At 65.0% G+C, this 24139-nt stretch carries 24 protein-coding genes, 1 tRNA gene and 1 pseudogene; 10 read left to right on the plus strand and 16 right to left on the minus strand.

Annotated elements, in window-relative coordinates:
* The first annotated feature begins 55 nt into the window (after window positions 1–55).
* Together rbfA and truB are read left to right on the plus strand one after the other, a co-directional pair.
* Window positions 56–424 carry a 30S ribosome-binding factor RbfA gene (gene rbfA / locus CupriaWKF_RS06435; protein WP_276100151.1) on the plus strand — a complete coding sequence of 123 codons (369 nt, stop codon included), beginning with the start codon at window positions 56–58 and terminating at the stop codon, window positions 422–424.
* A 67-nt stretch (window positions 425–491) separates the two neighbouring features.
* On the plus strand, window positions 492–1439 hold the full coding sequence (gene truB, locus CupriaWKF_RS06440) for a tRNA pseudouridine(55) synthase TruB (RefSeq protein ID WP_276100152.1): 948 nt from the start codon (window positions 492–494) through the stop codon (window positions 1437–1439).
* Between the two features lie 16 nt (window positions 1440–1455).
* Here truB and CupriaWKF_RS06445 read toward each other — a convergent pair whose 3' ends face one another.
* The 5 genes from CupriaWKF_RS06445 to CupriaWKF_RS06465 all read right to left on the minus strand — a co-directional run bounded on the left by CupriaWKF_RS06445 (window position 1456) and on the right by CupriaWKF_RS06465 (window position 5681).
* Window positions 1456–2448 carry a tripartite tricarboxylate transporter substrate binding protein gene (locus CupriaWKF_RS06445; RefSeq protein WP_276100153.1) on the minus strand — a complete coding sequence of 331 codons (993 nt, stop codon included), beginning with the start codon at window positions 2446–2448 and terminating at the stop codon, window positions 1456–1458.
* Between the two features lie 79 nt (window positions 2449–2527).
* On the minus strand, window positions 2528–3223 hold the full coding sequence (locus tag CupriaWKF_RS06450; protein ID WP_276100154.1) for an AroM family protein: 696 nt from the start codon (window positions 3221–3223) through the stop codon (window positions 2528–2530).
* Entirely contained in the window at window positions 3220–4143 is a 924-nt protein-coding gene (locus CupriaWKF_RS06455; RefSeq protein WP_276100155.1) for a DUF1177 domain-containing protein, read from the minus strand. Before CupriaWKF_RS06455 ends, CupriaWKF_RS06450 begins: the two co-directional genes overlap by 4 nt.
* A gap of 26 nt (window positions 4144–4169) precedes the next feature.
* Window positions 4170–4874: a dipeptidase PepE gene (gene pepE, locus CupriaWKF_RS06460; RefSeq protein ID WP_276100156.1), complete on the minus strand. Its 705-nt coding sequence runs from the start codon at window positions 4872–4874 to the stop codon at window positions 4170–4172.
* 18 nt (window positions 4875–4892) lie between these two features.
* On the minus strand, window positions 4893–5681 hold the full coding sequence (locus CupriaWKF_RS06465; RefSeq protein ID WP_276100157.1) for a helix-turn-helix domain-containing protein: 789 nt from the start codon (window positions 5679–5681) through the stop codon (window positions 4893–4895).
* Between the two features lie 173 nt (window positions 5682–5854).
* Here CupriaWKF_RS06465 and CupriaWKF_RS06470 point away from each other — a divergent pair, with 173 nt between their 5' ends.
* Window positions 5855–6049, plus strand: a complete 195-nt coding sequence (locus tag CupriaWKF_RS06470) for a DUF3606 domain-containing protein (protein WP_276100158.1) — start codon at window positions 5855–5857, stop codon at window positions 6047–6049.
* A gap of 125 nt (window positions 6050–6174) precedes the next feature.
* Here the strand turns inward: CupriaWKF_RS06470 and CupriaWKF_RS06475 are convergent, their stop codons facing one another.
* From CupriaWKF_RS06475 to CupriaWKF_RS06490, 4 genes are all read right to left on the minus strand, one after another.
* The gene (locus CupriaWKF_RS06475; protein ID WP_276100159.1) at window positions 6175–7776 is read right to left on the minus strand and encodes a DHA2 family efflux MFS transporter permease subunit; all 1602 of its coding nucleotides are present in this window, start codon (window positions 7774–7776) and stop codon (window positions 6175–6177) included.
* A gap of 2 nt (window positions 7777–7778) precedes the next feature.
* Complete coding sequence (locus tag CupriaWKF_RS06480; RefSeq protein ID WP_276100160.1) at window positions 7779–9068, minus strand: HlyD family efflux transporter periplasmic adaptor subunit; 1290 nt, start codon at window positions 9066–9068, stop codon at window positions 7779–7781.
* Between the two features lie 43 nt (window positions 9069–9111).
* Window positions 9112–10659, minus strand: coding sequence for an efflux transporter outer membrane subunit (locus tag CupriaWKF_RS06485; protein ID WP_276100161.1), 1548 nt, complete (start codon window positions 10657–10659; stop codon window positions 9112–9114).
* A gap of 91 nt (window positions 10660–10750) precedes the next feature.
* Window positions 10751–11227, minus strand: coding sequence for a MarR family transcriptional regulator (locus CupriaWKF_RS06490; RefSeq protein ID WP_276100692.1), 477 nt, complete (start codon window positions 11225–11227; stop codon window positions 10751–10753).
* A gap of 190 nt (window positions 11228–11417) precedes the next feature.
* On the opposite strand from CupriaWKF_RS06490, the gene typA reads away from it, so the two are divergent.
* Window positions 11418–13238, plus strand: coding sequence for a translational GTPase TypA (gene typA, locus CupriaWKF_RS06495; RefSeq protein ID WP_276100162.1), 1821 nt, complete (start codon window positions 11418–11420; stop codon window positions 13236–13238).
* An 84-nt stretch (window positions 13239–13322) separates the two neighbouring features.
* Here the strand turns inward: typA and CupriaWKF_RS06500 are convergent.
* A pseudogene (locus CupriaWKF_RS06500) lies at window positions 13323–13439 on the minus strand (sterol desaturase family protein); the annotation flags it as partial.
* Between the two features lie 205 nt (window positions 13440–13644).
* On the opposite strand from CupriaWKF_RS06500, the gene CupriaWKF_RS06505 reads away from it, so the two are divergent.
* From CupriaWKF_RS06505 to dusA, 4 genes are all read left to right on the plus strand, one after another.
* Window positions 13645–15210, plus strand: coding sequence for a methyl-accepting chemotaxis protein (locus CupriaWKF_RS06505; protein ID WP_276100163.1), 1566 nt, complete (start codon window positions 13645–13647; stop codon window positions 15208–15210).
* Between the two features lie 102 nt (window positions 15211–15312).
* Complete coding sequence (locus CupriaWKF_RS06510; protein WP_276100164.1) at window positions 15313–16395, plus strand: enoyl-CoA hydratase/isomerase family protein; 1083 nt, start codon at window positions 15313–15315, stop codon at window positions 16393–16395.
* Between the two features lie 129 nt (window positions 16396–16524).
* Complete coding sequence (locus CupriaWKF_RS06515) at window positions 16525–17088, plus strand: NAD(P)H-dependent oxidoreductase (protein WP_276100165.1); 564 nt, start codon at window positions 16525–16527, stop codon at window positions 17086–17088.
* A gap of 179 nt (window positions 17089–17267) precedes the next feature.
* Window positions 17268–18293, plus strand: a complete 1026-nt coding sequence (gene dusA / locus CupriaWKF_RS06520) for a tRNA dihydrouridine(20/20a) synthase DusA (RefSeq protein WP_276100166.1) — start codon at window positions 17268–17270, stop codon at window positions 18291–18293.
* Window positions 18294–18724: 431 nt separating this feature from the next.
* Here dusA and CupriaWKF_RS06525 read toward each other — a convergent pair whose 3' ends face one another.
* The 4 genes from CupriaWKF_RS06525 to CupriaWKF_RS06540 form a co-directional block, all read right to left on the minus strand.
* The gene (locus tag CupriaWKF_RS06525; protein ID WP_276100167.1) at window positions 18725–18868 is read right to left on the minus strand and encodes a hypothetical protein; all 144 of its coding nucleotides are present in this window, start codon (window positions 18866–18868) and stop codon (window positions 18725–18727) included.
* A 395-nt stretch (window positions 18869–19263) separates the two neighbouring features.
* Window positions 19264–19339, minus strand: a tRNA-His gene (locus tag CupriaWKF_RS06530).
* A gap of 105 nt (window positions 19340–19444) precedes the next feature.
* On the minus strand, window positions 19445–19732 hold the full coding sequence (locus CupriaWKF_RS06535; RefSeq protein WP_276100693.1) for a hypothetical protein: 288 nt from the start codon (window positions 19730–19732) through the stop codon (window positions 19445–19447).
* A 593-nt stretch (window positions 19733–20325) separates the two neighbouring features.
* Window positions 20326–20550, minus strand: coding sequence for a DUF2188 domain-containing protein (locus CupriaWKF_RS06540; RefSeq protein ID WP_276100168.1), 225 nt, complete (start codon window positions 20548–20550; stop codon window positions 20326–20328).
* Between the two features lie 252 nt (window positions 20551–20802).
* Here CupriaWKF_RS06540 and CupriaWKF_RS06545 point away from each other — a divergent pair, with 252 nt between their 5' ends.
* Both CupriaWKF_RS06545 and CupriaWKF_RS06550 read left to right on the plus strand, forming a co-directional pair.
* Window positions 20803–21054, plus strand: a complete 252-nt coding sequence (locus tag CupriaWKF_RS06545) for a hypothetical protein (protein ID WP_276100169.1) — start codon at window positions 20803–20805, stop codon at window positions 21052–21054.
* Between the two features lie 46 nt (window positions 21055–21100).
* On the plus strand, window positions 21101–21307 hold the full coding sequence (locus tag CupriaWKF_RS06550) for a hypothetical protein (RefSeq protein WP_276100170.1): 207 nt from the start codon (window positions 21101–21103) through the stop codon (window positions 21305–21307).
* A 17-nt stretch (window positions 21308–21324) separates the two neighbouring features.
* Here CupriaWKF_RS06550 and CupriaWKF_RS06555 read toward each other — a convergent pair whose 3' ends face one another.
* Entirely contained in the window at window positions 21325–22776 is a 1452-nt protein-coding gene (locus CupriaWKF_RS06555) for a C25 family cysteine peptidase (RefSeq protein ID WP_276100171.1), read from the minus strand.
* Window positions 22773–24119: a hypothetical protein gene (locus CupriaWKF_RS06560; RefSeq protein ID WP_276100172.1), complete on the minus strand. Its 1347-nt coding sequence runs from the start codon at window positions 24117–24119 to the stop codon at window positions 22773–22775. The genes CupriaWKF_RS06555 and CupriaWKF_RS06560 overlap by 4 nt, the downstream gene beginning before the upstream one ends.
* Window positions 24120–24139: the final 20 nt, after the last annotated feature.

Consider the following 24139-nt stretch of genomic DNA (forward strand, 5'->3'; position numbering starts at 1 on the left):
GCGCAGCGGCGGCGGGCTTCGGCCCGCCGCTGTCGTCTCGACAAGACAGTATTGAATGGCCAAGAAAGGCAGTATTTCCTCCCGTAACCTGCGCCTCTCCGACCAGATCCAGAAGGACCTGGCCGAGATGATCCAGCGCGAGCTGCGCGATCCGCGCCTCGGATTGATCACGCTGCAGTCCGTGACGCTCACGCCGGACTATGCGCATGCCAAGGTCCACTTCACGGTGCTCGGCGCCGATGCCGCTGAAGCGGCAGCGATCCTGAACGAGAAGGCGGGCTACCTGCACTCGTTGCTGTATAAGCGCCTGCACATCCATACCGTCCCGACGCTGCGCTTCTATCACGACACATCGGTCGAGCATGCGATCGAGATGTCCAAGCTGATCAACGAAGCGAACGCCACGCGTTCCAAGGACGACTGATTCCGGCTGCGCCGGAAAAGCTCAGTCCCCGGGGCGGGCAACACGCCCGCCGCCCCGCATTGTTCCCATGACCGATTCCGCCAACCACCGTCCGCCCCGGCTGCCGCGCCGCGAGGTGCACGGCGTGCTGCTGCTCGACAAGCCGCTCGGGCTGTCTTCCAACGATGCGCTCGTGCGCGCCAAGCGGCTGCTGCGGGCCCTGAAGGCCGGCCACACCGGCACGCTCGACCCGCTCGCCACCGGCCTGCTGCCGCTTTGCTTCGGCGAGGCAACCAAGTTCTCGCAGGACCTGCTGGAGGCTGACAAGACCTATGAGGCGGTCGTCCGGCTTGGGCAGAAGACGACGACGGGCGACGCGGAAGGCGAGGTGCTGGCGGAGCGGCCGGTTGCCTGCGATCGTGCCGGGCTCGATGCGGCGATCGCGCGCTTCATTGGCGAGATCGACCAGATCCCGCCAATGCATTCGGCGCTGAAGAAGGACGGACGTCCGCTGTACGAATACGCGCGTGCCGGACAGACCGTGGAGCGCCCGGCCCGGCGCATCACGATTCATGCGATCGACATACTCGACTGCGCGTTGCCGCAGGCGCCGTCTTTCACGATGCGCGTGAAGTGCAGCAAGGGCACGTACATTCGCACGCTCGCCGAAGACATCGGCGAGGCGCTGGGCTGCGGCGCGCACCTGACCGGTCTGCGTCGCATCGCCGTCGGAGACCTGACGCTGGAGGGGGCCGTGACGCTGGAGCAGATCGATGCCCAGCCGGACGAGGCGCGTCCGGCCATGCTCGCGCCGGTGGATGCGCTGCTGCAGCGTTGCCCGCCGGTCACGCTTGATGCCGAGGCGAGCTCACGGTTTCTCCAAGGCCAGCGCATTGCCCAGCGGGACCTGCCGGCAGGCAGTGTGCCGCAGGAGGGCACGCTGGCCCGCGTCTACGGCGGCGAGCCGTCGCGCCTGCTGGGTGTCGCGCGCATGCGCGAACGTGCCTTGCGGCCGGAGCGGCTGGTGCGCCTCTGAGCGCCTTGCCGCAGCCTTATTCCAGTGTGATCCCGGCCGACTTGATGACGTCGGCCCACATCTTTCGGTCCTGCACGAGGAAGCTCGAGAAGTGCTCGGGCGAATCGCCGACAGGCTCCGAACCGAACTCGGCCATCTTCTTCCTGACCTCCGGATTGGCCAGCGCCTTTACCAGGGCCTGGTTATAGCGGGCCACAATCGGCTTGGGCAGGTCCTTTGGACCGAAGATCCCTTGCCAGGTCGGCATGTTGAAGTCCTTGAGGCCGCTTTCGGCAAGCGTGGGCACCTCGGGCAACAAGGGCGAGCGCTTGCTGCTGGTCACGGCCAGCGCCTTGACCTTGCCCGTCTTGGCCAGTGCCGCGGCCGTGGTGATGTTGTCGACCGTCATGGCGATATGGCCACCCATCAGGTCGGTGATCACCGGCGTCGCGCCCTTGTACGGCGCGTGGACCATGTCGATGCCAAGCCGATGCAGCATCGTCTCCGCGATCAGGTGGTTCGAGGTGCCGACACCCGCGGTGCCGTAGGTGACTTGCGGAGTCTTCCTGACATAGGCCGTGAAGTCCGCCATGGTTTTGACAGGCAGCGACGGACTGACGATCACGACGTTGGGCTGCGTCGCCAGCATGGCGATGGGCGCAAAGTCGTCGGTCTTGTACGGCGTGCCCTTCGGGTTGAGCAGGTGGGTCACGGCCATGGCGCCAGCGGCGCCCATGCCGACCGTGTAGCCATCCGCCGGTGCCTTGGCCAGCTTGTCCGCCGCAATATTGCCGCCGGCGCCGGGCACGTTTTCGACCACGACCGGAACGCCCAGGCTTTCCGACAGCGGCCCTTGCACCAGGCGCGCCAGCAGGTCGGCCGAGCCACCGGGCGCGAAGCCCACCAACAGCCGTACCGGCTTGGCCGGCTTCCAGTCTTCAGCCTGAGCTGCCGGCAGGATTGCGGCACTCATGCCTGCCACCAGCATGCCGCGTACCAGCGGCCCCATCCACTTCGTCACGCTTTTCATCGTCACTTCCACTCCGGCTTGTCTCGGGCAATCTGTCAACGGGCTTGCCCATGCCCGTATTCGATCCTGTGCCTGCCTGTCAAGTGGCGCCGGCCAGCACATCGCCCAGCACGCGTGCCACCATGCGGTTTGACAACAGCACCGGGGCACGCGCGTGTCGCGCGACCTCGGCGCGCATGGCCTCGGTATAACCCATGCAATGCATCACGATCAGGTCGCAGCCACGAAGTGCTTCGCCAGCCTGCGCGAAGCGTCCGTCATCGCCATCCGTGTAGGGCGAGGCGTGCGTGACCCGCAGTTCGCAAGGTACCGGCCGGATCAGGTGGAAGCCTTCTACCTGTGCGGCCAGCGGCAGCACGATGCCAAGCTGCCTGCAGCCCTGGGCCAATGCTACGGTGAGGTGATCCACGACCTGCTGCGGTTCGATCACCAGCGTGCGCAGCGCCGGCAACGCGGTACCCGTACATAGCGGCACCAGCGCGTCAAAGTCCTGTTCGTCCAGCGATGCCATCAGCCGCGCCAGCATGGCCTCGGCCGCGGGCTTGCCCAGCACGACCTGGCTGCCGTCGCGCATGCGGCTGGCAAAGCGGTATTCGCCGGCCTTTGGCGCGAGCGCGGCGATCTGCGCGTCGTCCAATCCATCCAGGATGCCGAATTGTTCGACCATGGCCGGCAGGCCGAGGTCGGCCACCATCTGGGGCGCGATGTCGGTACGCGGCGACTGCCCGATGGTGACGAATGCCACGCGCGGCAGTCTGGCGACCGAGGGGTTCAAGATGCGTTTCCCACGGTCTGCAGATGGGCCAGCGAGCCATAGCGCCGCTGCAGTTCGGCCCATTCGGCGTCATCGAAGAACGCGCATTGTCCGGTGCCAAACTGCTTGGCCACTTCGATGCAAAAGCGCGTGGCCACGTCGATATCGAAGGCATTGGTCACGCCAGTGGCGCAGCCCGGCACCGTGGTCTGTGCCGTCAGCGCCAGGCCGATCACCGGCGCGGTGGTGGCAACGGCCGGCTGCATGATGGAGTTGACGTGCCACAGGCCGTTCTCGTACGGCGTGATGTCCTGCGTGGTGAGCGGCAGCACCAGCGGCAGTTCGCCGCTGACCCAGCTCATCAGGTCCAGCATCCGCTCGGGCAGCCGCAGCAGCCAGCCTTGCTTCGCGACCGGCGTCAGCGCAACACCACGCCGGTTGACGAGGCGGTTGCCGCGCGTGGTGTCGACGGAAAGGATCGCCGCCATCTGCGGATGCACCTCGTGCGACATCATCGTGCGCATCGCGAATGGCGACTTCATCATCGGCACCGGCTGGTGCGGCCGCGTGGCCGCATGCGGGCAGATGTGGGTGTGGATGCGCACCGGTCCGGGCAGGACATCGCCGCCGGCCGCCATGTCGGCCAGCTTCAGCGCGCAGGCCACGGCGACGATGGCGCCATCGGCATCCGATACCAGTCCGGTCACGGCCGGGCGCGCGCCCACGCCGCCTAGCCGGCCGACCACGCCAAGCGCGGGCAGGTTGGGGTCGAGACCTGGCAAGGTGCACGCCAGGAAGTCGGTGTACAGGCCGTTTTCCTCCACCCGTGTCACCGTGACGTCGGCGACGCCGCGTGCACGCAGCAGCGCGGCCACGCGCTCGCCGTCGATGTTGGCTGCCGACAGCAGTTCGATCGATTCAATCACCTGCTTGATGGACATTCGGGATTCCGTTTCCGTGAGGGGTTTCAGAGCGGCAGCGACAACGGGCCGGGGTGCACGTCCTGGAGCCGGGTGCCGAGGAACCAGCGGGATGTATGCGGTCCGCCCAGATCCATGTGCGCGCCGCGCACACGAATCCAGTTTCCTTCCGGCAGGCCCAGCACGGGCACTTCAGGATGCAGCGTGGTGAATTCGGCCAGCCGCTGGTCGCGCGTTTCGCCGCGAAAGCCTGGCAGCACCACGTTGAAGTAGTGCGGGTTGATCTGGAATGGCACCAGTCCGAGCGCATCGAGGCCGCCGGGGTTGGCGACCGGCATGTCGTTGGTGGTGCAGATCGTGGGGCAGGCAAGGTTGGCGCCGGCGCTCCAGCCGACATAGCGTGCGCCGCCTGAACGGACCTGTGCCGCGATGGGCGCGAGCAGGCCGCGCTCGCGCAGGCATTGCAGCAGCCGGAAAGTATTGCCGCCGCCGACCACGATCAGCTGCGCCGTGTCGATGGCCTGGCGTGCCGCGTCGGCATCTGCGGCGCGATGCAGCGAACGCAAATCGATGCCCAGCGGCGACAATGCGTCGGCGACCAAGGTCTCGTAAGTGTCCCAGTCGCGCGTCACGCCGGCGAATGGCACGAAGCATGCAGTCTTGCTGCCCGACGCCAGTTCGCTGATGGCATCGCGCGCGTGCGCGAGGTAGCCGGCGTCGCTGCTGGAATTGCTGAGTAGGAGGAGGTCCATGAATATCGCCGGAATCGGTTATCTCGTGATGGTGTCGCTGGCGGCCTGCCAGAGCGGATCGCCGATGCGCTGCCCGACCGGCGCGACCGCGCGCACGAGCGCGTCGCGCAGCGCCGCGGCCTGCGCCTGGCTGACCTGCATGGCGGTGAAAGACAGGCACAGGCCGCGCACATCGCCGGAAGCCGGATCGGCCAGCGTGGTCGCGACGGCGCCGATGCCCGGCATGCCTTCGTTGATGGCAACGGCACTGCGCTCGCGGCGGGCGTTCGCCACCCGCTCCTGCAGTTCGGCGATCGTGGCGGGGCAACCGGCAGGCGCCTGCGGCAGGCTGGCGTCGCCCGCCGTGCCATAGCGCAGGCGGAACTCGGCTTCCGTCAGCCGGGACAGCAGCACGCGGCCCATTGCGGTGGTGAAAGCCGGGCGGCGCGCGCCGGGCGGTGACAGCACCTGCACCGGGTTGTTCCCGTTCAGCCGCTGCAGGACGACGGTGTCCGCGCCGTCGAGCATCGACAGGTAGGCCGTGAATCCCGTGGAGTCGGATAGCGCGGCCAGGATCTCGCGGCACTGTTCGTCGAACGGATGCGCCTGCGTGGCCGCCTGGGCCGCGCGGATCAGCAGCACGCCGGGTCGATAGCGCCGCGTGGCGGACTGCAGCTCGAGCAAACGGTAGCGGACCATCTGCGCAAGCAGGCGCGAGGCCGAACTCTTGGCCAGGCCGAGTTCGTCCATCACGTCGTTGAAGCTGATTTCGTGACGGCCTTCGCCAAACATGCCAAGCACGCTTTCCACGCCTTCCAGAATGCTCACCGCGGGGCTCCTGACTCCGATGGTTCCGTTTTATGGAACCAAGGTTCCGCAAAACGGTTCGAAAAATGGTAGACCGATTGGCGTGCGAATTCAAGCGGACAAGTTGCCGGCGACGGCCGTCCCTCGCCTACAATGCAAGAGCCGTGTGAAGGCCAGCGGTAACAGGAGGTAGCATGAGCGAGCAGATCAGCCAGTTCCGGCCCCTGGATCCGGGCCGAGTCAACCTGATGGACCCGATCGAGGTGCAGTACTGGTGCCGTGAGTTGGGGTGTACCGAGAGCGCCCTGGAGGAGGCCGTGGATGCGGCGGGCGAGCATATTGCCGCAGTACGGGCCCGGCTCGAGGCCGGGCAGGCGGGGGCAAGCTAATAGCGATGAGGGGGATCGGCCCAGGAACGGGTCGGGCCCAAAGGAAAAAAGCCACGCGCTCCGGATCGACCCGGGGCGCGTGGCTTTTTCCTGGCGGGATGCTTGCTCGCTGGCGGCAGTTCGCGTCAATGTGCCCCGGCTGCCGCATCGGCGCCCGCGCCTCCCCGGGCTGGCCGGGTGAGCCACACAAAGCCGATCAGCACGAAGAACAGGACGCCCGAAATCCAGAAGATGTCATTGGCGCCGAGCATCGCCGCCTGCTGGCTGATGTTCCGTTCCATCAGGCCTACCGCCTGAGCCTGGCTCATGCCCATCTGCATCAGGTGATTGAGCTGGTCCGAGTAGACCGGGTTGTAGGGGCTGATCTTCTCCACCAGTTGGGCGTGGTGCAGGGCGGTGCGGTTTTCCCACACGGTGGTGGAGATGGATGCGCCGATACCACCAAACGTGATCCGCACGAAGTTCGACAGGCCCGATGCGGCCGGGATCTTCTCCGGCGGCTGGCCGGACAGGATGATCGACGTAAGCGGGATGAAGAACATCGCCATTGCCGCGCCCTGGATCAGCGTGGGGATCATCAGCGTGCGGGTGTCAACCTGCGTGGTGAAGCCCGAGCGCATCAGGCTCACGATACCGAACGTGACGAAGGCGGCCGTGGCGACCCAGCGGGCATCCATCCTGGGCAGGTTCCGCCCGATCACCGGTGACAGCAGGATCGCGAAGATGCCCACGGGCGCCATCACGATGCCGGCATCCGTGGCTGTGTAGCCGACGATGGTCTGCAGCCACAGCGGCAGGATCACCAGGTTGCCGAAGAACAGTCCGTATGCCACGGAGATCGCTACCACGCCGGAGCTGAAGTTCCGGCCCTTGAACAGCGTGATATCGACGATCGGATGCTTCTCGTAGCTCTCCCACACCAGGAAGAACAGGAAGCCGAGCACGGCCACCAGCGTGAGCACGACGATCACGGTCGAGTGGAACCAGTCGAGCTCCTTGCCCTTGTCGAGCATGAGCTGCATCGAGCCCACCCAGATCACCAGCAACGCCAGTCCGATGCGGTCGATCGGCAACACCTTGGTCGGGGTTTCGCGGTCCTTGTAGATCGTCCACGTGGCGTACGCGGTGAGCAGGCCTACCGGCACGTTGATATAGAAGATCCACGGCCATGTCATGTTGTCCGAGATCCAGCCGCCGAGCAGCGGGCCCATGATGGGCGCCACCAGCGTGGTCATGCCCCACAGCGCCAGCGCCATGGTGCTCTTCTGCGGCGGGTAGCTCGACAGCAGCAGGGACTGCGACAGCGGAATCATCGGCCCGGCCACTGCGCCCTGGAGGATACGCGCAGCCAGCAGCGTTTCGAGGTTGGGCGCCACGCCGCACAGCCAGGACGACAGCACGAACAGCAGGATCGACGTGATGAACAGGCGCACCGCGCCGAAGCGCATGGTGAGCCAGCCGGTCAGCGGTACCGAAATGGCGTTGGCCACCGCGAACGAGGTGATGACCCACGTGCCTTGGTTCGGTGCCACGCCGAGGTCGCCGGAAATGGCTGGAATCGACACGTTGGCGATCGACGAGTCCAGCACGTTCATGAACGTGGCCAGCGACAGCGCGATGGTCCCGATCACCAGCTTGCCGCCACTCAGTGGCTGCAGATGCGTCGGGCGCGCCGGTGGCTTTGGCGCGGCGCCGGCGCGTTCACCCACGGTGATTGCGTCCGCCATGGTCAGCCGCGGTTCGAAGGCCGCGCCACGGCGGCGCTGGCCGCCGCGTCATCGGCTGGAACATTGATGACCGGTGCGCCCTTGGCCGGTACTGCATCGGCCGGGGCCGCGCGACCGCCGTTGTTCACGGCGATGATGCGCGCGATCAACTGGTCGGCGTCCTGCGCGACCTTGTCATAGACGTCGGTCTGCATCGGCTTGGCCGCAGTGGTGCTGACCATGGCGGCGCCTTCTTCCTTGCGCACATCGACCGTCACGTTCATCGACAGACCGACGCGCAGCGGGTGGTCCTTGAGCTGCTGGGGGTCGAGCGCGATGCGTACCGGCAGGCGCTGCACCACCTTGATCCAGTTGCCGGTGGCGTTCTGCGCCGGCAGCAGCGAGAACGCGGAACCGGTACCGGCCGAGAAGCCCTCGACCTTGCCGGTGTACTTGACCTTCGAACCATAGACGTCCGCTTCCAGCGTGACCGGCTGGCCGATGCGCATATGCGTGATCTGCACTTCCTTGAAGTTGGCGTCGACCCAGACCTGGTCCAGCGGCACGACGGCCATCAGCGGCGCACCGGCGGCCACGCGCTGGCCGACCTGCACCGAACGCTTGGCCACGTAGCCGGTCACTGGCGCCGGCATGGTCGAGCGCGCGAACGACAGGTAGGCCGATCGCAGGTTGGCTGCCGCGCGTTGCACGCTCGGGTGCTTATCAACGGTGGTCTGGTCGGTCAGCACCTTGTTCGACGCGAGTTGCTCGCGTGCGGCGAGCAGGGCAGACTGCGCGCCCTGGAGGGCGGTCTGGGCGTGCGCGATTTCTTCGCTCGACACCGCGCCTGAACCCGCGATGGCCTGGCGGCGGCGCAGGTCATCGCGCGCCTTGGCGACGTCGGCCTCGCGCAGCGCCACATTGGCCGCGAGCGAGCCGTTGTTGACGTAGAGCGTGCGCACTTCGCGCACCGCCTGGGCCAGCTGGGCCTCGGCCTGTTCGAGCGCCACCTGCGTATCCGCGCGGTCAAGCTGGATCAGCGGCTGGCCCGCCGTGACGAGCTGTGTGTCATCCGCGGCGATCGAGACCACCGTGCCGCCCACGAGCGGCGTCACTTGTACGACGTTGCCCGCAACGTAGGCGTCGTCGGTGCTCTCAAAGTGGCGCGCATAGAGGCCCCAATAGACGCCATAGCCGACGCCCGCCACGACGATGGCCGCGGTCAGCGAAAGCAGCAGGCGCTTGCGCTTGCCATTGTTGTTGATGGATGCCGCCGGGGTGTGGGACGTGCCGGCTTGCTGGTTGTCGCTCATTTTGTTCTCTCTTGAATCTGGTCTGCAATGACAGGCGCGCGGATCAGCCGCGTGCGCCGGCCTGGCTGGTGGTCTGGTTCGCTGCTGCCGCGGCGGGGGCGTGGCCTGCGCCGCCTTCCTGCGGCTCTTCGTAGCCGCCGCCGAGGGCCTTCATCAGCGCCATCTGCAGGTCCAGCCGGCGGGCCTGCAGATCGGTCGCCAGGCGGCGTTGCTGCAGCACGTTGCTCTCGGCGTTCAGCACCGTCAGCTGCGTGCCGAGGCCGGCCTTGTAGCGCATCGTGGCGAGCGAGTAGGCGTGTTCGGCCAGGTCCAGCGCTTCGCGCTGCGTCTTGATCTGGTTGTCCACGCTGCGGATGCTCGTCATGGTGTCGGCGGTTTCCTTGAGCGCATCGACCAGGGCCTGGTTGTAACTTGCCACGGCAATGTCATAGCGAGCGTACTTGCCCTTCAGATTGGCGCGCAGCTTGCCCCCCTCGAAGATAGGAAGATGCAGCGCCGGGCCGATTCCCATGGTGCGGCTGATGCCCATGAACAGGTCTTCCGGCCTGAGCGAGGCCAGGCCGGCAAAGCCGGTCAGCGTGATATTCGGCAGGAACTCCGCCTTGGCGACCTTGATTTCCTTGCTGCTGGCTTCCACGCGCCAGCGCGCGGCGGCCAGGTCAGGGCGGCGGCCGAGCAGGCCGATGGCGAGGTCGTCGGGCAGCCTGGGTGTGTCATGTGCGAGCAGGACCGGCTTCTGGATCGCCAGGCCGCGGTCCGGGCCCTTGCCCAGCAGTGCGGCGATCTGGTTGCGCGACAGCGCGATATCTTCGTCGATGCGCTGCAGGTCGGTGCGCGCTGCGGCCACCGTGCCGCGCGCCTGCGTGGTTTCGACCTGGGTGTCGAGGCCGGCGGCCAGTCGCTGCTGCGACAGCGTGGTCAGGTCCTGGCGCTGGGCGATGGCGCGCTCGGCCACGTCCCGCTGCGCGTAAAGCGCGGCCAGGCGGGCATAGGCGCGCGCGACGGAGGTGGTCAGGATCAGGCGCGAGGCCTGGCTTTCGGCCTCGATGGCGCGGTCGTCGGACAGGGCGGCTTCGAGCGCCGAGCGGTTCTTGCCCCAGAAGTCGAATTCATACGACAGGTTGGCCTGCAGGTGCGACTGGTTCCACCAGCGGCCGGCCAGCGGCGTGCCGGCGAAGAGGTCGGTCTCGGAAAAGATCTCGCGCGTGATGTCGGCGCCAAAACCGATAGTCGGGTAGAGCGCGCTGCGGGTCACGTCAGCCATGGCGCGCGACGCTTCCACGCGCGCGAAGGCGACCTGCAGGTTCGGGCTGTCCTTGACCGCTTCATCGACGAGCGCGCGCAGCTGCGGGTCCTGGAACTGGTCGATCCAGTCCATGCCGGGCCATTGGCCATGTTCGGCCGGCAGCGTCTGGCCGGTGGCCATGGCGCTGGCTTTCGTCATGGTCTGGGTGCTGTGCGAGTCGCCGAAGGCGGCGCAGCCGGCGAGCACGGCTGCGGCCACGACCGTCAAGGCCAGTGTGCCGGCGCGTTGGCCCAGGGCGCGCATGCGCGATGGGCTGTAGGAAGGGTTTGAGAGCGCTTGGTTCATTGTTGATGCACTGGCGACAGGGGCCGTGCTGGAAATCTTGGTCGATATCGGGATCGATACGGGCGGTGCAGGCGGAAAGCGCGCAGGTTCGCTAGCCGGAGTTGTTGCAGATGACACGACGCAGCATGCCGCGCAGCGTTTCGATCTCTTCCGCGGAGAAACCGCGGAAATGCCTGGCCATGACCTTGCAGAAAACGGCGGGCAATTGCGCGGCGAGTGCGTGGCCTGCTGGCGTGAGCGAAAGGTCGAGCACGCGGCGATCATCGTCGCGGCGGGTGCGCTCGATCAGCCCGCGCTTTTCCATTCGGCTGAGCAGCCGCGTGATGGAACCCATGTCGGTATTCAGTTCGCGGCCCAGGTCCGTGACCGTGCTGGCACGCCCGGAGGAAAGCATGACCAGGCAGCTCGCCTGCGCATGCGTGATGTCCAGCGTGCTCACTTCCTGCTCGATGCCGTGGGCGAGCGTGTTTTTGGCACGAGAGATCAGATAGCCCACGCTCTCGCCCATGACGTATCGCTCGGGGTCGAACAGGTCGGTGGAAGAAGTGGTGGACGGAGCCGGTGACATCATTTGCCTCTGCAATCTTTGCTATGGCAAATATATGTGTGCGTTTAACTATCGGCAAGGATGGAAATTCGTCATTTCCTTTTTGGAAATAATAAAGGCATGGTGCGGGCTTGATTGGAGCAAGGCATGCCGCGTTGCAACATGCTATAATGTTGGGTTACCTCAGATTTCCGCACAGCGAGACGCTGCAATGACCCGCGCCATCCGTAATATCGCCATCATCGCCCACGTTGATCATGGCAAGACCACCCTGGTCGATCAGCTCCTGCGCCAGGCAGGCACCTTCCGCGACAACCAGCAGGTTGCCGAGCGGGTGATGGACTCGAACGACCTGGAAAAGGAACGCGGGATCACGATTCTCGCGAAGAACTGTGCCGTTGAGTACAACGGTACCCACATCAACATCGTTGATACCCCGGGGCACGCCGACTTCGGTGGCGAAGTCGAGCGCGTGCTGTCGATGGTTGACGGCGTGCTGCTGCTGGTGGACGCCGTCGAAGGCCCGATGCCGCAGACCCGCTTCGTGACCCGCAAGGCACTGGCGCTGGGCCTGAAGCCGATCGTGGTGATCAACAAGATCGACCGTCCGGGCGCGCGCCCTGACTGGGTGATCAACCAGACCTTCGACCTGTTCGACAAGCTGGGCGCCACCGATGAACAGCTGGACTTCCCGGTCATCTACGCATCTGGCCTGAATGGCTATGCCGGCCTGACCGAAGACGTGCGCGACGGCGACATGAAGCCGCTGTTCGAGACCGTGCTGGACAAGGTGCCGGTGCGTGACGACGATCGCGACGGTCCCCTGCAGTTGCAGATCATCTCCCTGGACTACTCCAGCTACGTCGGCAAGATCGGCGTGGGCCGCATTTCGCGCGGCCGCGCCAAGCCGCTGCAGGACGTCGTGGTCAAGTTCGGTCCCGAAGGCAATCCGATCAAGGGCCGCATCAACCAGGTGCTGAAGTTCCAGGGCCTGGAGCGCGAGATCGTGCCCGAGGCCGAAGCCGGCGACATCGTGCTGATCAACGGTATCGAGGAACTGGGCATTGGCTGCACCGTGTGCGCGCCGGACGCCCAGGACGCGCTGCCGATGCTGAAGGTCGACGAGCCGACGCTGACCATGAACTTCTGCGTCAACACGTCGCCGCTGGCCGGCCGTGAAGGCAAGTTCGTGACCAGCCGCCAGCTGCGCGAGCGCCTGGACCGCGAGCTGAAGTCCAACGTTGCGCTGCGCGTGGCCGATACCGGTGACGACACCGTCTTCGAAGTGTCCGGCCGCGGCGAACTGCACCTGACCATCCTGCTGGAAAACATGCGCCGCGAAGGCTACGAGCTGGCCGTGTCGCGTCCGCGCGTGGTGTTCAAGGAAATCGACGGCGTCAAGAACGAGCCGTACGAACTGCTGACCGTGGACGTCGAAGACAGCCACCAGGGCGGCGTGATGGAAGAGCTGGGCCGCCGCAAGGGTGAGCTGCTCGACATGGCGTCGGACGGCAAGGGCCGTACCCGCCTCGAGTACCGCATCCCGGCCCGCGGCCTGATCGGCTTCCAGGGCGAGTTCCTGACGCTGACGCGCGGCACTGGCCTGATCAGCCATATCTTCGACGACTACGCGCCGGTGCGCGAAGGCGGCCTGGGCGAGCGCCACAACGGCGTGCTGATCTCGCAGGACGACGGCGATGCCGTGGCTTATGCGCTGTGGAAGCTGCAGGACCGCGGCCGCATGTTCGTGAAGCCGGGCGATGCGCTGTATGAAGGCATGATCATCGGCATCCACAGCCGCGACAACGACCTGGTGGTCAACCCGATCAAGGGCAAGCAGCTGACCAACGTGCGTGCTTCGGGTACCGATGAAGCCGTGCGCCTGGTGCCGCCGATCCAGATGTCGCTCGAGTATGCGGTGGAATTCATTGCCGACGACGAACTGGTCGAACTCACGCCCAAGAGCATCCGCCTGCGCAAGCGCCACCTGAAGGAGCACGAGCGCAAGCGTGCTTCACGCGAAGGCGCATAAGCGCTTGTCGTACCAAAGAAACCGCGCCTTGGGGGCGCGGTTTTTTTTTGTCGGCCTTTATCGGTTGCGGGCGTGTCCTGCAGCAACAGCAAGTGCGAATGACCACGCCGTCTCGGGCACCGCCCGCAGCCCGTGCTGGTAGCTCCAGGTGTACACGGTGCGCACCATCAGCCAGAGAAAGAAGGTATCCGATGCCTGATGCGAGCGATTCGGTGTGCATGCGGCCAGTGTGCACGGGCCGCGCTAAATTGCCAGGAGGGATTCCTCCAGGTCTCGGGACCACGTTGCCGGACGACGACAAAATAGTCAGTTCTGTGTGTCGCCGCGTGAGGGTCAAGGAACGGGTTGCCGCGCCGTAGACCAGCAGGGCGGCCCGCTGGGCCGTCCCTTTACCCCGGGAGAGCCCATGTTTCGCAACACTACTATCGGAGCCAGGTTGTGGTTCCTGATTGTCGTCACCAATATCCTTCTGCTGATTGTCGGTGCGGTCGGCATGATCGGCATGGCGCGCAGCAATGACGCCACGCGCGAGATCTACGAGCATCAGCTGACCGCCGCGATGCATCTGGCCGAAGCACGCTCCAACCAACTGCTGGTGCGTGTGCTGCTGGACCAGGCGACCCTTGCCAAGGATCCTGCCGATGCGCGAGCGCGCGCCGAGACCGCACAGGGCTTTGCCAGGAATTCGGAGAGCGCGTGGAAGGCGTACCTGGCTTTGCAGCGTGCACCGGCGGAAGCGATGCTGGCGCAGGACGTGTCGGCCAAGCGCGATGCGCTGTTTTCGCAGGGCATCGCACCGATGGTCGCGGCACTGAACGCGGGCGATCGCGAGGCGATGATGACGGCGGTGCTCGAAACGATCCCGAAGCTCGACATTGCCTTTACCGCTGCCAGTGGCGAACTCAATCGTGCGCAGTTAGCCAGTGCGCGTCAGGTCTATGAGGCGTCGCAGCAGCGCTACGGCACGCTTCTGGCCTGGTCGGTCGTGGTGCTGGTGGCGGGGTTGGCGTTCAGTACTGCCGTCGCATGGCGATTGCGCCAGTCCATCGTCAGGCCGCTGGACTTTGCCATGGCTCGCTTTGAGCGGATGGCCGGTGGCGACCTTAGCGCGAAGGGGAGTGATGACGCCGTGATGGCAGACGAGCGGGCACGCAGCGAAACCAGCCGGATGCTGGGCATGCTGGGTCGTATGCAGTCGAGCCTTGTCGCCATGGTGGGCCAGGTGAGCGGCGGTGCGGATTCGATTGCCGCGGCCAGCCGGCAGATCGCCAGCGGCAATGCGGACCTGTCGCAGCGCACCGAGCAGCAGGCCGCGTCGCTGGAGGAAACCGCGTCGAGCATGGAAGAACTGACCGGCACGGTTCGCCAGAACGCCGACAGCGCGCGCGAGGCGGCTACCCTGGCCAAGGACGCCACCATACTTGCCGAGCGAGGTAGCGAAGCGGTGGCGCGCGTCGTGCATACGATGCAGTCCATCGATGCGAGTTCGGGCAGGATCGTCGACATCATCGACGTGATCGAGAAGATCGCCTTCCAGACCAATATCCTTGCCCTGAATGCCGCGGTGGAGGCCGCGCGCGCGGGAGAACACGGCCGCGGCTTCGCGGTGGTGGCGGGCGACGTGCGAGACCTCGCGCAGCGCTGCGCGGGAGCATCCAAGGAAATCCGCGGGCTGATCGGTGCATCGGTGGCCAATGTGCGCGAGGGTGCCGGCATGGTGGACGACGCGGGACGCGCCATGCAGGACATTGTCGATGCCGTGCGGCGGGTCGGTGCGATCGTCCGCGACATCAGCGCGGCGTCGGACGAACAGTCCAATGGCATCGAGCAGGTGAACCTGGCCGTGTCCCACATGGATGGGATGACACAGCAGAACGCAGCGCTGGTGGAACAGGCCGCCGCCGCTGCGGCATCGCTGCAGGACCAGGCGCAACGACTGATGGCGCTGGTGTCGACGTTCAGGCTTTCATGATGCCGTGAGGGCACGCAGGCGTGTGCGGATGCCGCCCGCGCCTGCGCTTCTGCGCGGGTGATCGGCGTAGAATCGCGGGTTGCATTTGCGTAGGAGAGCATCATGACTGACTTCGTCACGACAGAAGTCCAGGGTGGCATCGGCTACCTGACACTGAACCGGCCGCAGGCGCTTAATGCGCTGTCGCTGGAAATGATCCGTGCCATGACCGAGGCACTGCAGGCATGGGCCGATGCGCCGGAAGTGGTGGCGGTCGTGGTGAGCGGTGCCGGCGGCAAGGCCTTCTGCGCCGGTGGTGACATCCGCTATTTCCATAAGGCTGCGCACGAGGGCGATCCGCTGCTCGATCAGTTCTTTGTCGAGGAATATGCCCTCAACTTCCTGATCCACCGCTACGCCAAGCCGTATATTGCGCTGATGGATGGCGTGGTCATGGGCGGAGGCATGGGCATTTCGCAAGGTGCGCGCCTGCGCATCGTCACCGACCGCACCAGGATGGCCATGCCCGAAACCAATATCGGGCTGTTCCCGGACGTGGGCGGCGGTTGGTTCCTGGCGCGCACGCCGGGCCGCATCGGCGAATACCTGGGCCTGACCGGGACGGCGATGCACGCGGCCGACGCACTGTATGCCGGACTGGCTGACGCCTTCCTCCCTGCCAATGTGCTGGCCGAGGTCGCGAGCGATCTGCGCGCGCGCGCGTTCGACAACGGCCAGGCCGTGCTTGACCATATCGCCACCTTCACACAGCAGCATCGCGACGCCTGCGTGCCGGCACAAAGCCAGCTTGCGAACCTGTCGGTGGAGATCGATAGCATCTTCGCCGGCGACACCGTAGTGGACATCCTCGCCGCGATCAGCGATGCGCCGGGCGAGTGGGCCGCCCACACCGCGGCCATGCTGCGCAGCCGCTCGCCATTGATGCTTCATGTGTCGCTGGAGCAGATCCGTCGAGCGCGCACGATGTCGCTGGACGATGAGCTGCGAATGGAGCTCGACATGATGCACTACGTGTTCCGCAAGGGCGACGGCGTGGAAGGCATCCGCGCACTGGCGATTGACAAGGACCACCAGCCGCGCTGGCAGGATGCGCGCATCGACGAAGTGGGCCGCGAGAAAGTGATGTCATTCTTCGACAGCCCGTGGCGTGCGGAAAACCATCCTCTGGCAAGCCTCGGCAAGTAAGCGGGGTGCGCCACGCGGCTCTCCGGGCTCGGGTAGAGTGAGGGCTGGTTCGGCGCCGGGCATGCCAAGTGATCCATGGAGGCCAGAGCCGTTCCGCTTCACTCGAACCACACAGTTGAAGGAGTCGTGATGAGCAATCCTCGAGATGTCGCTGTACTGGTGGGAAGCCTGCGCAAGGAGTCGTTCAACCGGAAGCTGGCCAAGGCGCTGATCGCGCTGGCGCCGCAGCCGCTGAAGCTGGAGATCGTCGAGATCGGCAACCTGCAGTTGTACAACCAGGACCTGGACGGCAGCCCGCCTCCCGAATGGACCGCTTTCCGGGACCGTATCCGCCGCGCCGATGCCGTGCTCTTCGTGACGCCCGAGTACAACCGTTCCGTGCCGGCGCCAATGAAGAATGCCATTGATGTCGGGTCTCGCCCGTATGGCAGCAGTGTATGGGACGGCAAGCCCGGAGGTGTCATCAGCGCTTCCCCCGGTGCCGTTGGCGGCTTTGGTGCCAATCATCACCTGCGCCAGTCGCTCGTGTTCCTGAACGTGCCGGTCCTGCAACAGCCGGAAGCCTATATCGGTGGAGCGGACAAGCTGTTCGACGAGCAGGGTGGTATCGCGAACGAATCGACGCGCGGATTTCTAGGCAAATACCTGACGACCTACGCCGCCTGGATCGAGCGGAACGCCGCCGCCCGCTGAGGCGACAACCGTCTCGCGGGGCACGGGTCGCAGCGCAAACGCGCGCTGTGGCCTATACTGTTGTCCTTTCCCGCGTAGACCGATGCCGGTGCCCGCAGAACTCTGCCTGGGCCGGCACATGGGCGAGTGATGCACCGCTGTGCCGGTTGCAACCGTCCTGCAGACAAGTCAATAACTCCATGAAGCCAAGCCCACGCCGCATCTCGGTTGCACCGATGATGGACTGGACCGATCGCAATTGTCGAATGTTCCATCGCCAACTAAGCCGCCATACCTGGCTGTACACGGAGATGGTGACGACCGGCGCGCTGCTGCATGGAGACGTGCCCAGACATCTGGACTTCGACGCCACAGAGCATCCCGTGGCCCTGCAATTGGGTGGCAGCGAGCCGGCGGACCTTGCTGTCGCTGCGCGCCTCGGCCAGCAGTGGGGCTATGCGGAGATCAACCTGAATTGCGGCTGCCCGTCCGAGCGCGTGCAGCGTGGTGCATTTGGCGCTTGCCTGATGGCGGAGCCGCAACTCGTGGCGGACTGCGTGAAAGCCATGCGCGATGCCGTGTCGATCCCGGTGACCGTCAAGCACCGCATCGGCATCGACAAGGTCGAACACTATGATTTTGTCCGTGATTTTGTCGGCACCGTGGCGCAGGCTGGCTGCGAGACATTTATTGTGCACGCGCGCAATGCGATCCTGAAAGGCCTGAGCCCGAAGGAGAACCGCGAGGTTCCACCGCTGCGTTATGAAGTGGCCTACCAACTGAAAAAGGATTTCCCGCAGCTGGAGATCCTGATCAACGGTGGCATCGTCACCTATGACGAAATGGCGATCCACCTGGAGCACGTCGACGGGGTGATGATTGGACGGGAGGCCTATCACCAGCCTTATGTGCTCGCTGAAATGGACCGCCGTTTCTACGGTGACGCTGAGGCACCGGTCCGGTCGCGGCTGGAGGTGGAGCTTGCCATGCAGCGCTTTATCGGTGATTTGGTGGAGCGCGGCGGCTACATGGGCGCGGTGACTCGCCACATGCTGGGTCTCTACCGTGGCGTCGCGGGTGGTCGTGGCTGGCGGCGCGTGCTGTCTGACGCCAAGCGGATGTCCGGAGCCCGTACGCAAACTGACGTCGATGCGCTTTTCGAAGAAGCGCGTTCGCATCTGCGCTCCACGGACCCGGCGGAGCCTGCGCATCGCGCAGCCGCATAGGCGATTACCGTGGATAGCGCCAGGAGCGTCGTAGAATAAATGCTCTAATTCCGAGTGGCGAATCCATGCATGGGGGAATGCAGGTAGCGCGTGCGGCACTTACTGCCAACGATCTTCCCGAAACCCGCGCCAGGAAAGGGATTCCCCTAATTAGCCGAGGGCAGGCACTTTCTTACACTGTGCCTGCCCTCGAATACAGGGCTTTCTTCAACTGATTATTCAGCCCGCATTGCGGGCTGTTTTTTTGAGTTGCCCGGCCGCGACTTCGGTTAACCCGAATGGCGCAAGTCCTGGATGCCAACTACAGTGCAACGGCCTTCAGGGCATTTGAGATCGCAAAAGTTGGAGTCCGCGCTGCGGGCTCTTTTTTTTGCGTTCTCCGAGCAGGAGAGTGGATCGAGTTGTCTCGATAGAGTTCCTCAGCGCAACAGCTATTTGCCTGTGTGGCTGATGCCTACGTCGATCGTGCCATAGGTGGTAATGCCTGAGCCGCTGCCTTCTGTGCCGCTACCCGCGCATGCGGCCATCGTCATTGCCAGCAAGGCCGCCACCGCCATCCCGAATATCTGCTTCATACCGCGCTCCTCATTGCTGCACGGCAGGTTTGTCAGGCGATCCCGCCCATGGGTTCCATGTCAGGGCTGGTCCATCGCAAAAAAAGCAGGCGGCTCTTCCGGAGACCGCCTGATGGGAAGGTCGAGGGGGGTCAATGTCCCTCGCGTAAAAGTATCGGTGAGTGGGCTCGCCCTTAGAACCCTGCATCAGTAGGGGCTGTGTAAAGCATATCTTCTTCCCCGATATGCTTGCCGAACCAGGATTTCTGCGTGGGTCTAAGGCGCGAATAATGTGGCCAACGGTGTTTGGATGCCGAGTATTCCCGCCGAGGAACATGGCGGAGATAAATACTGGAAAGATCGCCCCAAAAATAAAAACAGCCACTTGAATAAGTGGCTGTTTTTAAAAAAATTCTTGGGGTGGCTGATGGGACTCGAACCCACGACGACAGGAATCACAATCCTGGACTCTACCAACTGAGCTACAGCCACCGTAGAGGTCATCAGCGAAGCGCTGATCGACGAAAACCAAGATTATATAAGTAACTTTCCGATATGGCTAGTATCCCGCACAAAATTTTTTCGGGGCTGACTTCGTCACTTGCGAGGCGACCACTTCGCCTCCAGCAACACTGCCTGCTTGATGGCTTCAATGGTCTCAGCCTCGCTGTCGTACTGACCCAGAAGCCGGCGCGATTTGCCGTTTAGCACATTCTCCTGGAGCGCCTTGCCCGCAGCCTCGGTCGTACCTGGGTGCCAGCAGTAGCGCGCCGTCCATTTTCCGTCCTGCAGGCGCTCCGCTACCCATATCAACCGGAAGTCCTCGAACACAACGCCGAACGGCGTCTGGTCATCCACCACAGCCACCTCATCCCAGCGATTCATCTGACAAAGATACGGCCATGCCATGCCGCGAGCCATCGTATCACGGTCTCCCCGGGCAGTGAGGCGAGTTCTTGCCGGCCCGAGTCCCCTAATAGGATCAACTGGCCGATGGGTCGCTCGAACGGGGGCCACCGCGCAAAGGTTTGCTGTAGGAATGCGCCTGCCACGGCAGAACTCCGCGTCCTACATCCCGCCGGAAATCCAATGCATAAGCTGGAAACAGACGAGGATCAGACAGGGGAGTGCCTTATGAAAACCATTCTTGTGTTGCTTGCCACTTTTACGGCATTGCTGAGTGGCTGCGTGGTAGCGCCCGACCGGGAAGAGCACCATGGATACTACAGGGAGGACGGTCGATACCATGAGCACGATCATGGTTATCGAGACTGGGACGACCATCGGTACGATGGTGACAGAGATAGATGGCAGGGCGGCCTGAGGTACTAGGGTGGCAGCGTGTCTTCGTCGGCCATCGGGTTCGCCACAACCTTATCGCGCCGGGAATTTCAAACGGACCCCTAGCGGCCTCTCGCTGGCAGTGCTTAGATAGTCATGGTGGCTGGTTCGGCTTTCTGCCCGAACTGGCCCAGCCATTACCCCTTTAGATCGGGCGTTTCCTGGCCAAACGAGTTCCTCTCGTGAATCTGTCCATCCCGGCCGTGGATCAGCAGTTCGACCTTTGCCCGTTTTGCCTTTTCGATCCCAGTGGCGATGGCATGTTGCTGACAGGTGAAACGCTGCTCGTTTCCGGAACCACCTTCGAGCTGAACCGCCCAGCCATTGTAGGTAGGGACGACGTGGATGTTCTTGCTGGCCATGGCGATCTCCTGTGGTAGTCCGTGGAGACAGTTTCGGCGCGGGAAGACCACGTCGGTATCGGTCGCTGTCCGACAAGCAAACAGAAGTTGAAGTACCTGAGATTCACTTTCGGAAAGCCCTCAGGGGCGGACAACGAGCCCGAGCCTTTCTCCCGCGCAGATCGCATGGGGCGGAACGAATGCCACGTGAGCGACTCACCATGCCCCATGCGCGCTTGGGGTTTATCCCGACTGTCCCGAATCGCAAAGCGGATGTCACTTGGGATCAAATGGAATGGCGTTGGTTTTCCATACTGGACAGGTAACAAACTAGCTTCCATCACCATCATGCTTGCCGTTGCCTTCTGGTTGCTTTGTTCTTTTGCGATTGGCCTGCTGGCGCACATACTGGGGCGCTCCGTTGCAATCTGGCTCGCTTTCTCGATGATCTTTACTCCGTCCCTCGGGCTGATCGTAATGGCCGTCCTGGGGAAGAAGGTAAAGCCACAGCCATTGTCTATCTGAGTGCTCCAGCTTCCTGCTACGATGGACTGGACAACAGGAGGCGGCCATGGAATTTCGATACAAGACCCGGGAAATCTCGATTCAGGCGATCAAGGCGCCAGGCGGGCAGTGGGACTGGTCGTTTGTCATCCGCGGGCACGGGCATCGACATAACGCCGGCGCGCTCGCGGCATCGGAAGGTGGCGCGATCGATGCAGCCTATGCCGCCGCCAGGCATGAAATCGATCAAATCTCCGGCGACGCCAACGATTAGCCGCCGTAGCCGCGGCACTATCCCTCCATTTCGCGCACCCGCAACCGCGCCGCCGGGTCTCCCAGTACCACGTAGTTGCGCGCATCGTCGCGTGCGATCCATCGCAATGCGATTTCCGCTTCTGAAACCTCCGCACCCGCGCTGCGATCGCGCAGCAGGTCGGCGAGCTCGGTACTGAGCGCAGCCCAGCGGATATTGAAGCGGTCGGTGGCCTGGCCCACGCGCTGGCCGCGCAGCAGGCTGCCCGCCACGTCGCGAAAGCCCTGGGTTTGCGGATCCGCGCGCTCGGACTGGAAGCTGTAGGCCCAGGCCCGGTCGACGTGGCCAAGAACGGCCAGCGCGCCGCCATGCGGGTGGGCAAGCAGGCGCTGAGGCAGGCGGGCCGTGAATGGGCATGGGGCGATGCGGTTGCTGTTTCCGCCGGGCGCGCTGAAGTTGTCCAGTTCGGGCGAACCCGCGCCGAAGCATGCAAAGCAGAAGTGAATCAGTCCATGGCACCGGGCGTCGGCGGGGATGTCACTGGCGGCGAACCAGTGGCCGGCATCGATGGCGCCATAGCCAGGCCAGTCCTGGCAGACCAGCGCGCCCTGTATATCGGCAATCCGGCTGTCGTCGGCGCGCAGGCACATGCCGTGTGATCCGGTCAGCAAGATGGCTGGTGCGCCGTCCGGTCCGTCGCCGCGCAACAGGCCGGTCAGCGCGGCCTTGGTAGCCGCATCGCCCAGCACGGCGCGCATGGCAAAGCCTTGCCGCTCACCGAGCGGCCTGGTCTGCTCATTGCCCGCGGCGAGCGGGGTGGCGAGCTGGCGCGTCAGCATCTGCGTGGCGCGGTCGAAGTCGTGGCAGGTGGCGAAGAGGGCGACGCTGCGGCGCGATGGCACGGTCGTGGCGCTTTCATAAGCGACGATGCTGTCGGCATAGCGCCGATAGTCTTCCAGCTCGGCAAAATCCAGCCGGCCAACTGCCCAGTAGAGGTCCAGCGTGTACTGGAACGAGAACGGAATCTTGCCGGGCGGGCCGACGAGGACCAGGTAATACGGCACGCCCAGCGCGGGGTCGACGACGTTCAGCGATACCTTGTGCCGCGCGAGCCAGCTCGAGGCGGTGTCGCCGGGCAGGCAACCTTCGGGGCCGTGGAATATCTTGATGTCGCCCGCCTGCGCGCGCCGTCTGTCGATCAGCGGTGACAAGGCTTCTAGGTAAGGCGCCGGATCGGTGTCCGCGGCAAACAGCAGGCCCCAGCCGGCTTCCGAGAGATTGTCGGCGTCCACGTCGCCCATGACCGCATACGTATCGGCCTGGCGCGCCCGCTCCGCGGCGCGCTCGCGGGCGCCGCGGCCGGCCTGCTCGCGCGCGCAGAAGGCGTCGATGCCGGTTTTGTCGAGGTCCGGCAGCGGCCGTCCGGTGTCGGCATGTACGCCCAGCGCAATCGGCAAGGGCGGCAAGGGCGGCAAGGGCGCGCCGCTCATGGGGCCTCCGTGGCGCTTGCCTGCGCGGCCTGCCAGATCAGGTGCGCGACCTGCGGCCCGCTGATGTCGTTGTGCGCCCCCGAGATGCCGGACTTGTGGCAGATATAGGCGCTGGCCTCGACGTTCAGCACGCGCCCGCCGGGCATGGCGTAGCGCCCGTCGATGTCGAGCATGGCGATGTCGGCCGCGGCGTCCACGCCCTGGATGCCGAACGCGCCGATCGCGCCGAACGTGGGATAAGTCGTTGCCGCATCGAACGCCACCTGTCCCGCGACGCCCGCGGCCCACGGATAAAGCTCGCACACGGCAGTGTCGTGCCGCGAGCGCGTGACCACCAGTGGCCCGCGCAGCTTGCCGTCCGGCAGCAGGTGATGGCAATAGCCCGCCGAGTCCGGCCGCACCGGAATCGACGGGGCATAGGCCCATAGCGACATCGCGCCTTGCACGAGCACGCAAGAATCCACCGGCCGGCGCAATGCGGCCGTGCCGCCGGGCCCGCCCAGTGCGGCCGACATGACGATGCAGCCGAAGCTGTGGCCCATCAGGTGCAAGCGCGCGTCCGGCAGGGTGTCGAACAGGCGGTTGACGAGCGCGTGGACGCCTTGTTCGCCTACGGTCTGCGCGCGCTTCTTCATGGTCCAGAACGAAAGCTGGCGTAGCGGGGCAAGGATGCCTCCAAGCGAAGGCGCGCCGTAGGCGGCGCCGAGCTGGCTGGCCTCGGCGAACGACGCGTCGGGGTCGAACGGCAGGCGGTCGGCGCCGGCATCGCCATCGGCGCCGCCTGTGCCCAATGCGAGCGCTTCGTCCAGCCTGAGGTAAGCCTGCCGCACCTCGGCCGGCAGCCGTGCCGCATCGGCTCCGGTGCGTGCGGCTTCGACGATGACGGCGAGCGCCTCGCGCACCGCTGGCGTGTCGCCAAGGCGCTGCGCGTAGGCGTCGATCATCGCGTCCCTGCCCATGGGCGCGGAGGCGGCGAAGCTGGCGGCATCCCCCATTTCTTCGTCGCCCCATGGCAGGCTTGGCCAGTGCACGCCGATATGGGCCAGTGCAAAGCCGGGCCGCAGCGTGCGCGTTTCCTGTTCATCCACGGCGCAGGCGCTGAATGCGCCGATCCAGCGGTCGTACTGGCTGCGCGCGGCCGGGAGGTCGCCTTGCCAGCCGTGGCTCCACAGGAAGATGTCGGTCGGCGCGGGGCCATCGTGCCACTGGGCCAGCAGCCGGTCGGACAAGCGTCCGGCTTGGCCGCCGGCGGCGTCCGGGTCGTCGCTGCGCTCGTTGCCGTCGGTGTCCAGTGCGATCAGGGCGTACGTGGTGCCGGTGGCGGCGATGGTCTGGAACGGCATGGCGGATCTCCTCTTGTGTC

It is taken from the genome of Cupriavidus sp. WKF15 (genome assembly GCF_029278605.1).
GTDB lineage: Bacteria > Pseudomonadota > Gammaproteobacteria > Burkholderiales > Burkholderiaceae > Cupriavidus.

What these genes read in the sequence shown, in the direction of transcription:
- rbfA (WP_276100151.1), top strand. Translation starts at nt 56, where the DNA reads ATGGCCAAGAAAGGCAGTATTTCCTCCCGTAACCTGCGCCTCTCCGAC.
- truB (WP_276100152.1), top strand. Translation starts at nt 492, where the DNA reads ATGACCGATTCCGCCAACCACCGTCCGCCCCGGCTGCCGCGCCGCGAG.
- CupriaWKF_RS06445 (WP_276100153.1), bottom strand. Translation starts at nt 2,448, where the DNA reads ATGAAAAGCGTGACGAAGTGGATGGGGCCGCTGGTACGCGGCATGCTG.
- CupriaWKF_RS06455 (WP_276100155.1), bottom strand. Translation starts at nt 4,143, where the DNA reads ATGTCCATCAAGCAGGTGATTGAATCGATCGAACTGCTGTCGGCAGCC.
- pepE (WP_276100156.1), bottom strand. Translation starts at nt 4,874, where the DNA reads ATGGACCTCCTCCTACTCAGCAATTCCAGCAGCGACGCCGGCTACCTC.
- CupriaWKF_RS06470 (WP_276100158.1), top strand. Translation starts at nt 5,855, where the DNA reads ATGAGCGAGCAGATCAGCCAGTTCCGGCCCCTGGATCCGGGCCGAGTC.
- CupriaWKF_RS06475 (WP_276100159.1), bottom strand. Translation starts at nt 7,776, where the DNA reads ATGGCGGACGCAATCACCGTGGGTGAACGCGCCGGCGCCGCGCCAAAG.
- CupriaWKF_RS06480 (WP_276100160.1), bottom strand. Translation starts at nt 9,068, where the DNA reads ATGAGCGACAACCAGCAAGCCGGCACGTCCCACACCCCGGCGGCATCC.
- CupriaWKF_RS06485 (WP_276100161.1), bottom strand. Translation starts at nt 10,659, where the DNA reads ATGAACCAAGCGCTCTCAAACCCTTCCTACAGCCCATCGCGCATGCGC.
- CupriaWKF_RS06490 (WP_276100692.1), bottom strand. Translation starts at nt 11,227, where the DNA reads ATGTCACCGGCTCCGTCCACCACTTCTTCCACCGACCTGTTCGACCCC.
- typA (WP_276100162.1), top strand. Translation starts at nt 11,418, where the DNA reads ATGACCCGCGCCATCCGTAATATCGCCATCATCGCCCACGTTGATCAT.
- CupriaWKF_RS06505 (WP_276100163.1), top strand. Translation starts at nt 13,645, where the DNA reads ATGTTTCGCAACACTACTATCGGAGCCAGGTTGTGGTTCCTGATTGTC.
- CupriaWKF_RS06510 (WP_276100164.1), top strand. Translation starts at nt 15,313, where the DNA reads ATGACTGACTTCGTCACGACAGAAGTCCAGGGTGGCATCGGCTACCTG.
- CupriaWKF_RS06515 (WP_276100165.1), top strand. Translation starts at nt 16,525, where the DNA reads ATGAGCAATCCTCGAGATGTCGCTGTACTGGTGGGAAGCCTGCGCAAG.
- dusA (WP_276100166.1), top strand. Translation starts at nt 17,268, where the DNA reads ATGAAGCCAAGCCCACGCCGCATCTCGGTTGCACCGATGATGGACTGG.
- CupriaWKF_RS06525 (WP_276100167.1), bottom strand. Translation starts at nt 18,868, where the DNA reads ATGAAGCAGATATTCGGGATGGCGGTGGCGGCCTTGCTGGCAATGACG.
- CupriaWKF_RS06535 (WP_276100693.1), bottom strand. Translation starts at nt 19,732, where the DNA reads ATGAATCGCTGGGATGAGGTGGCTGTGGTGGATGACCAGACGCCGTTC.
- CupriaWKF_RS06540 (WP_276100168.1), bottom strand. Translation starts at nt 20,550, where the DNA reads ATGGCCAGCAAGAACATCCACGTCGTCCCTACCTACAATGGCTGGGCG.
- CupriaWKF_RS06545 (WP_276100169.1), top strand. Translation starts at nt 20,803, where the DNA reads ATGTCACTTGGGATCAAATGGAATGGCGTTGGTTTTCCATACTGGACA.
- CupriaWKF_RS06550 (WP_276100170.1), top strand. Translation starts at nt 21,101, where the DNA reads ATGGAATTTCGATACAAGACCCGGGAAATCTCGATTCAGGCGATCAAG.
- CupriaWKF_RS06555 (WP_276100171.1), bottom strand. Translation starts at nt 22,776, where the DNA reads ATGAGCGGCGCGCCCTTGCCGCCCTTGCCGCCCTTGCCGATTGCGCTG.
- CupriaWKF_RS06560 (WP_276100172.1), bottom strand. Translation starts at nt 24,119, where the DNA reads ATGCCGTTCCAGACCATCGCCGCCACCGGCACCACGTACGCCCTGATC.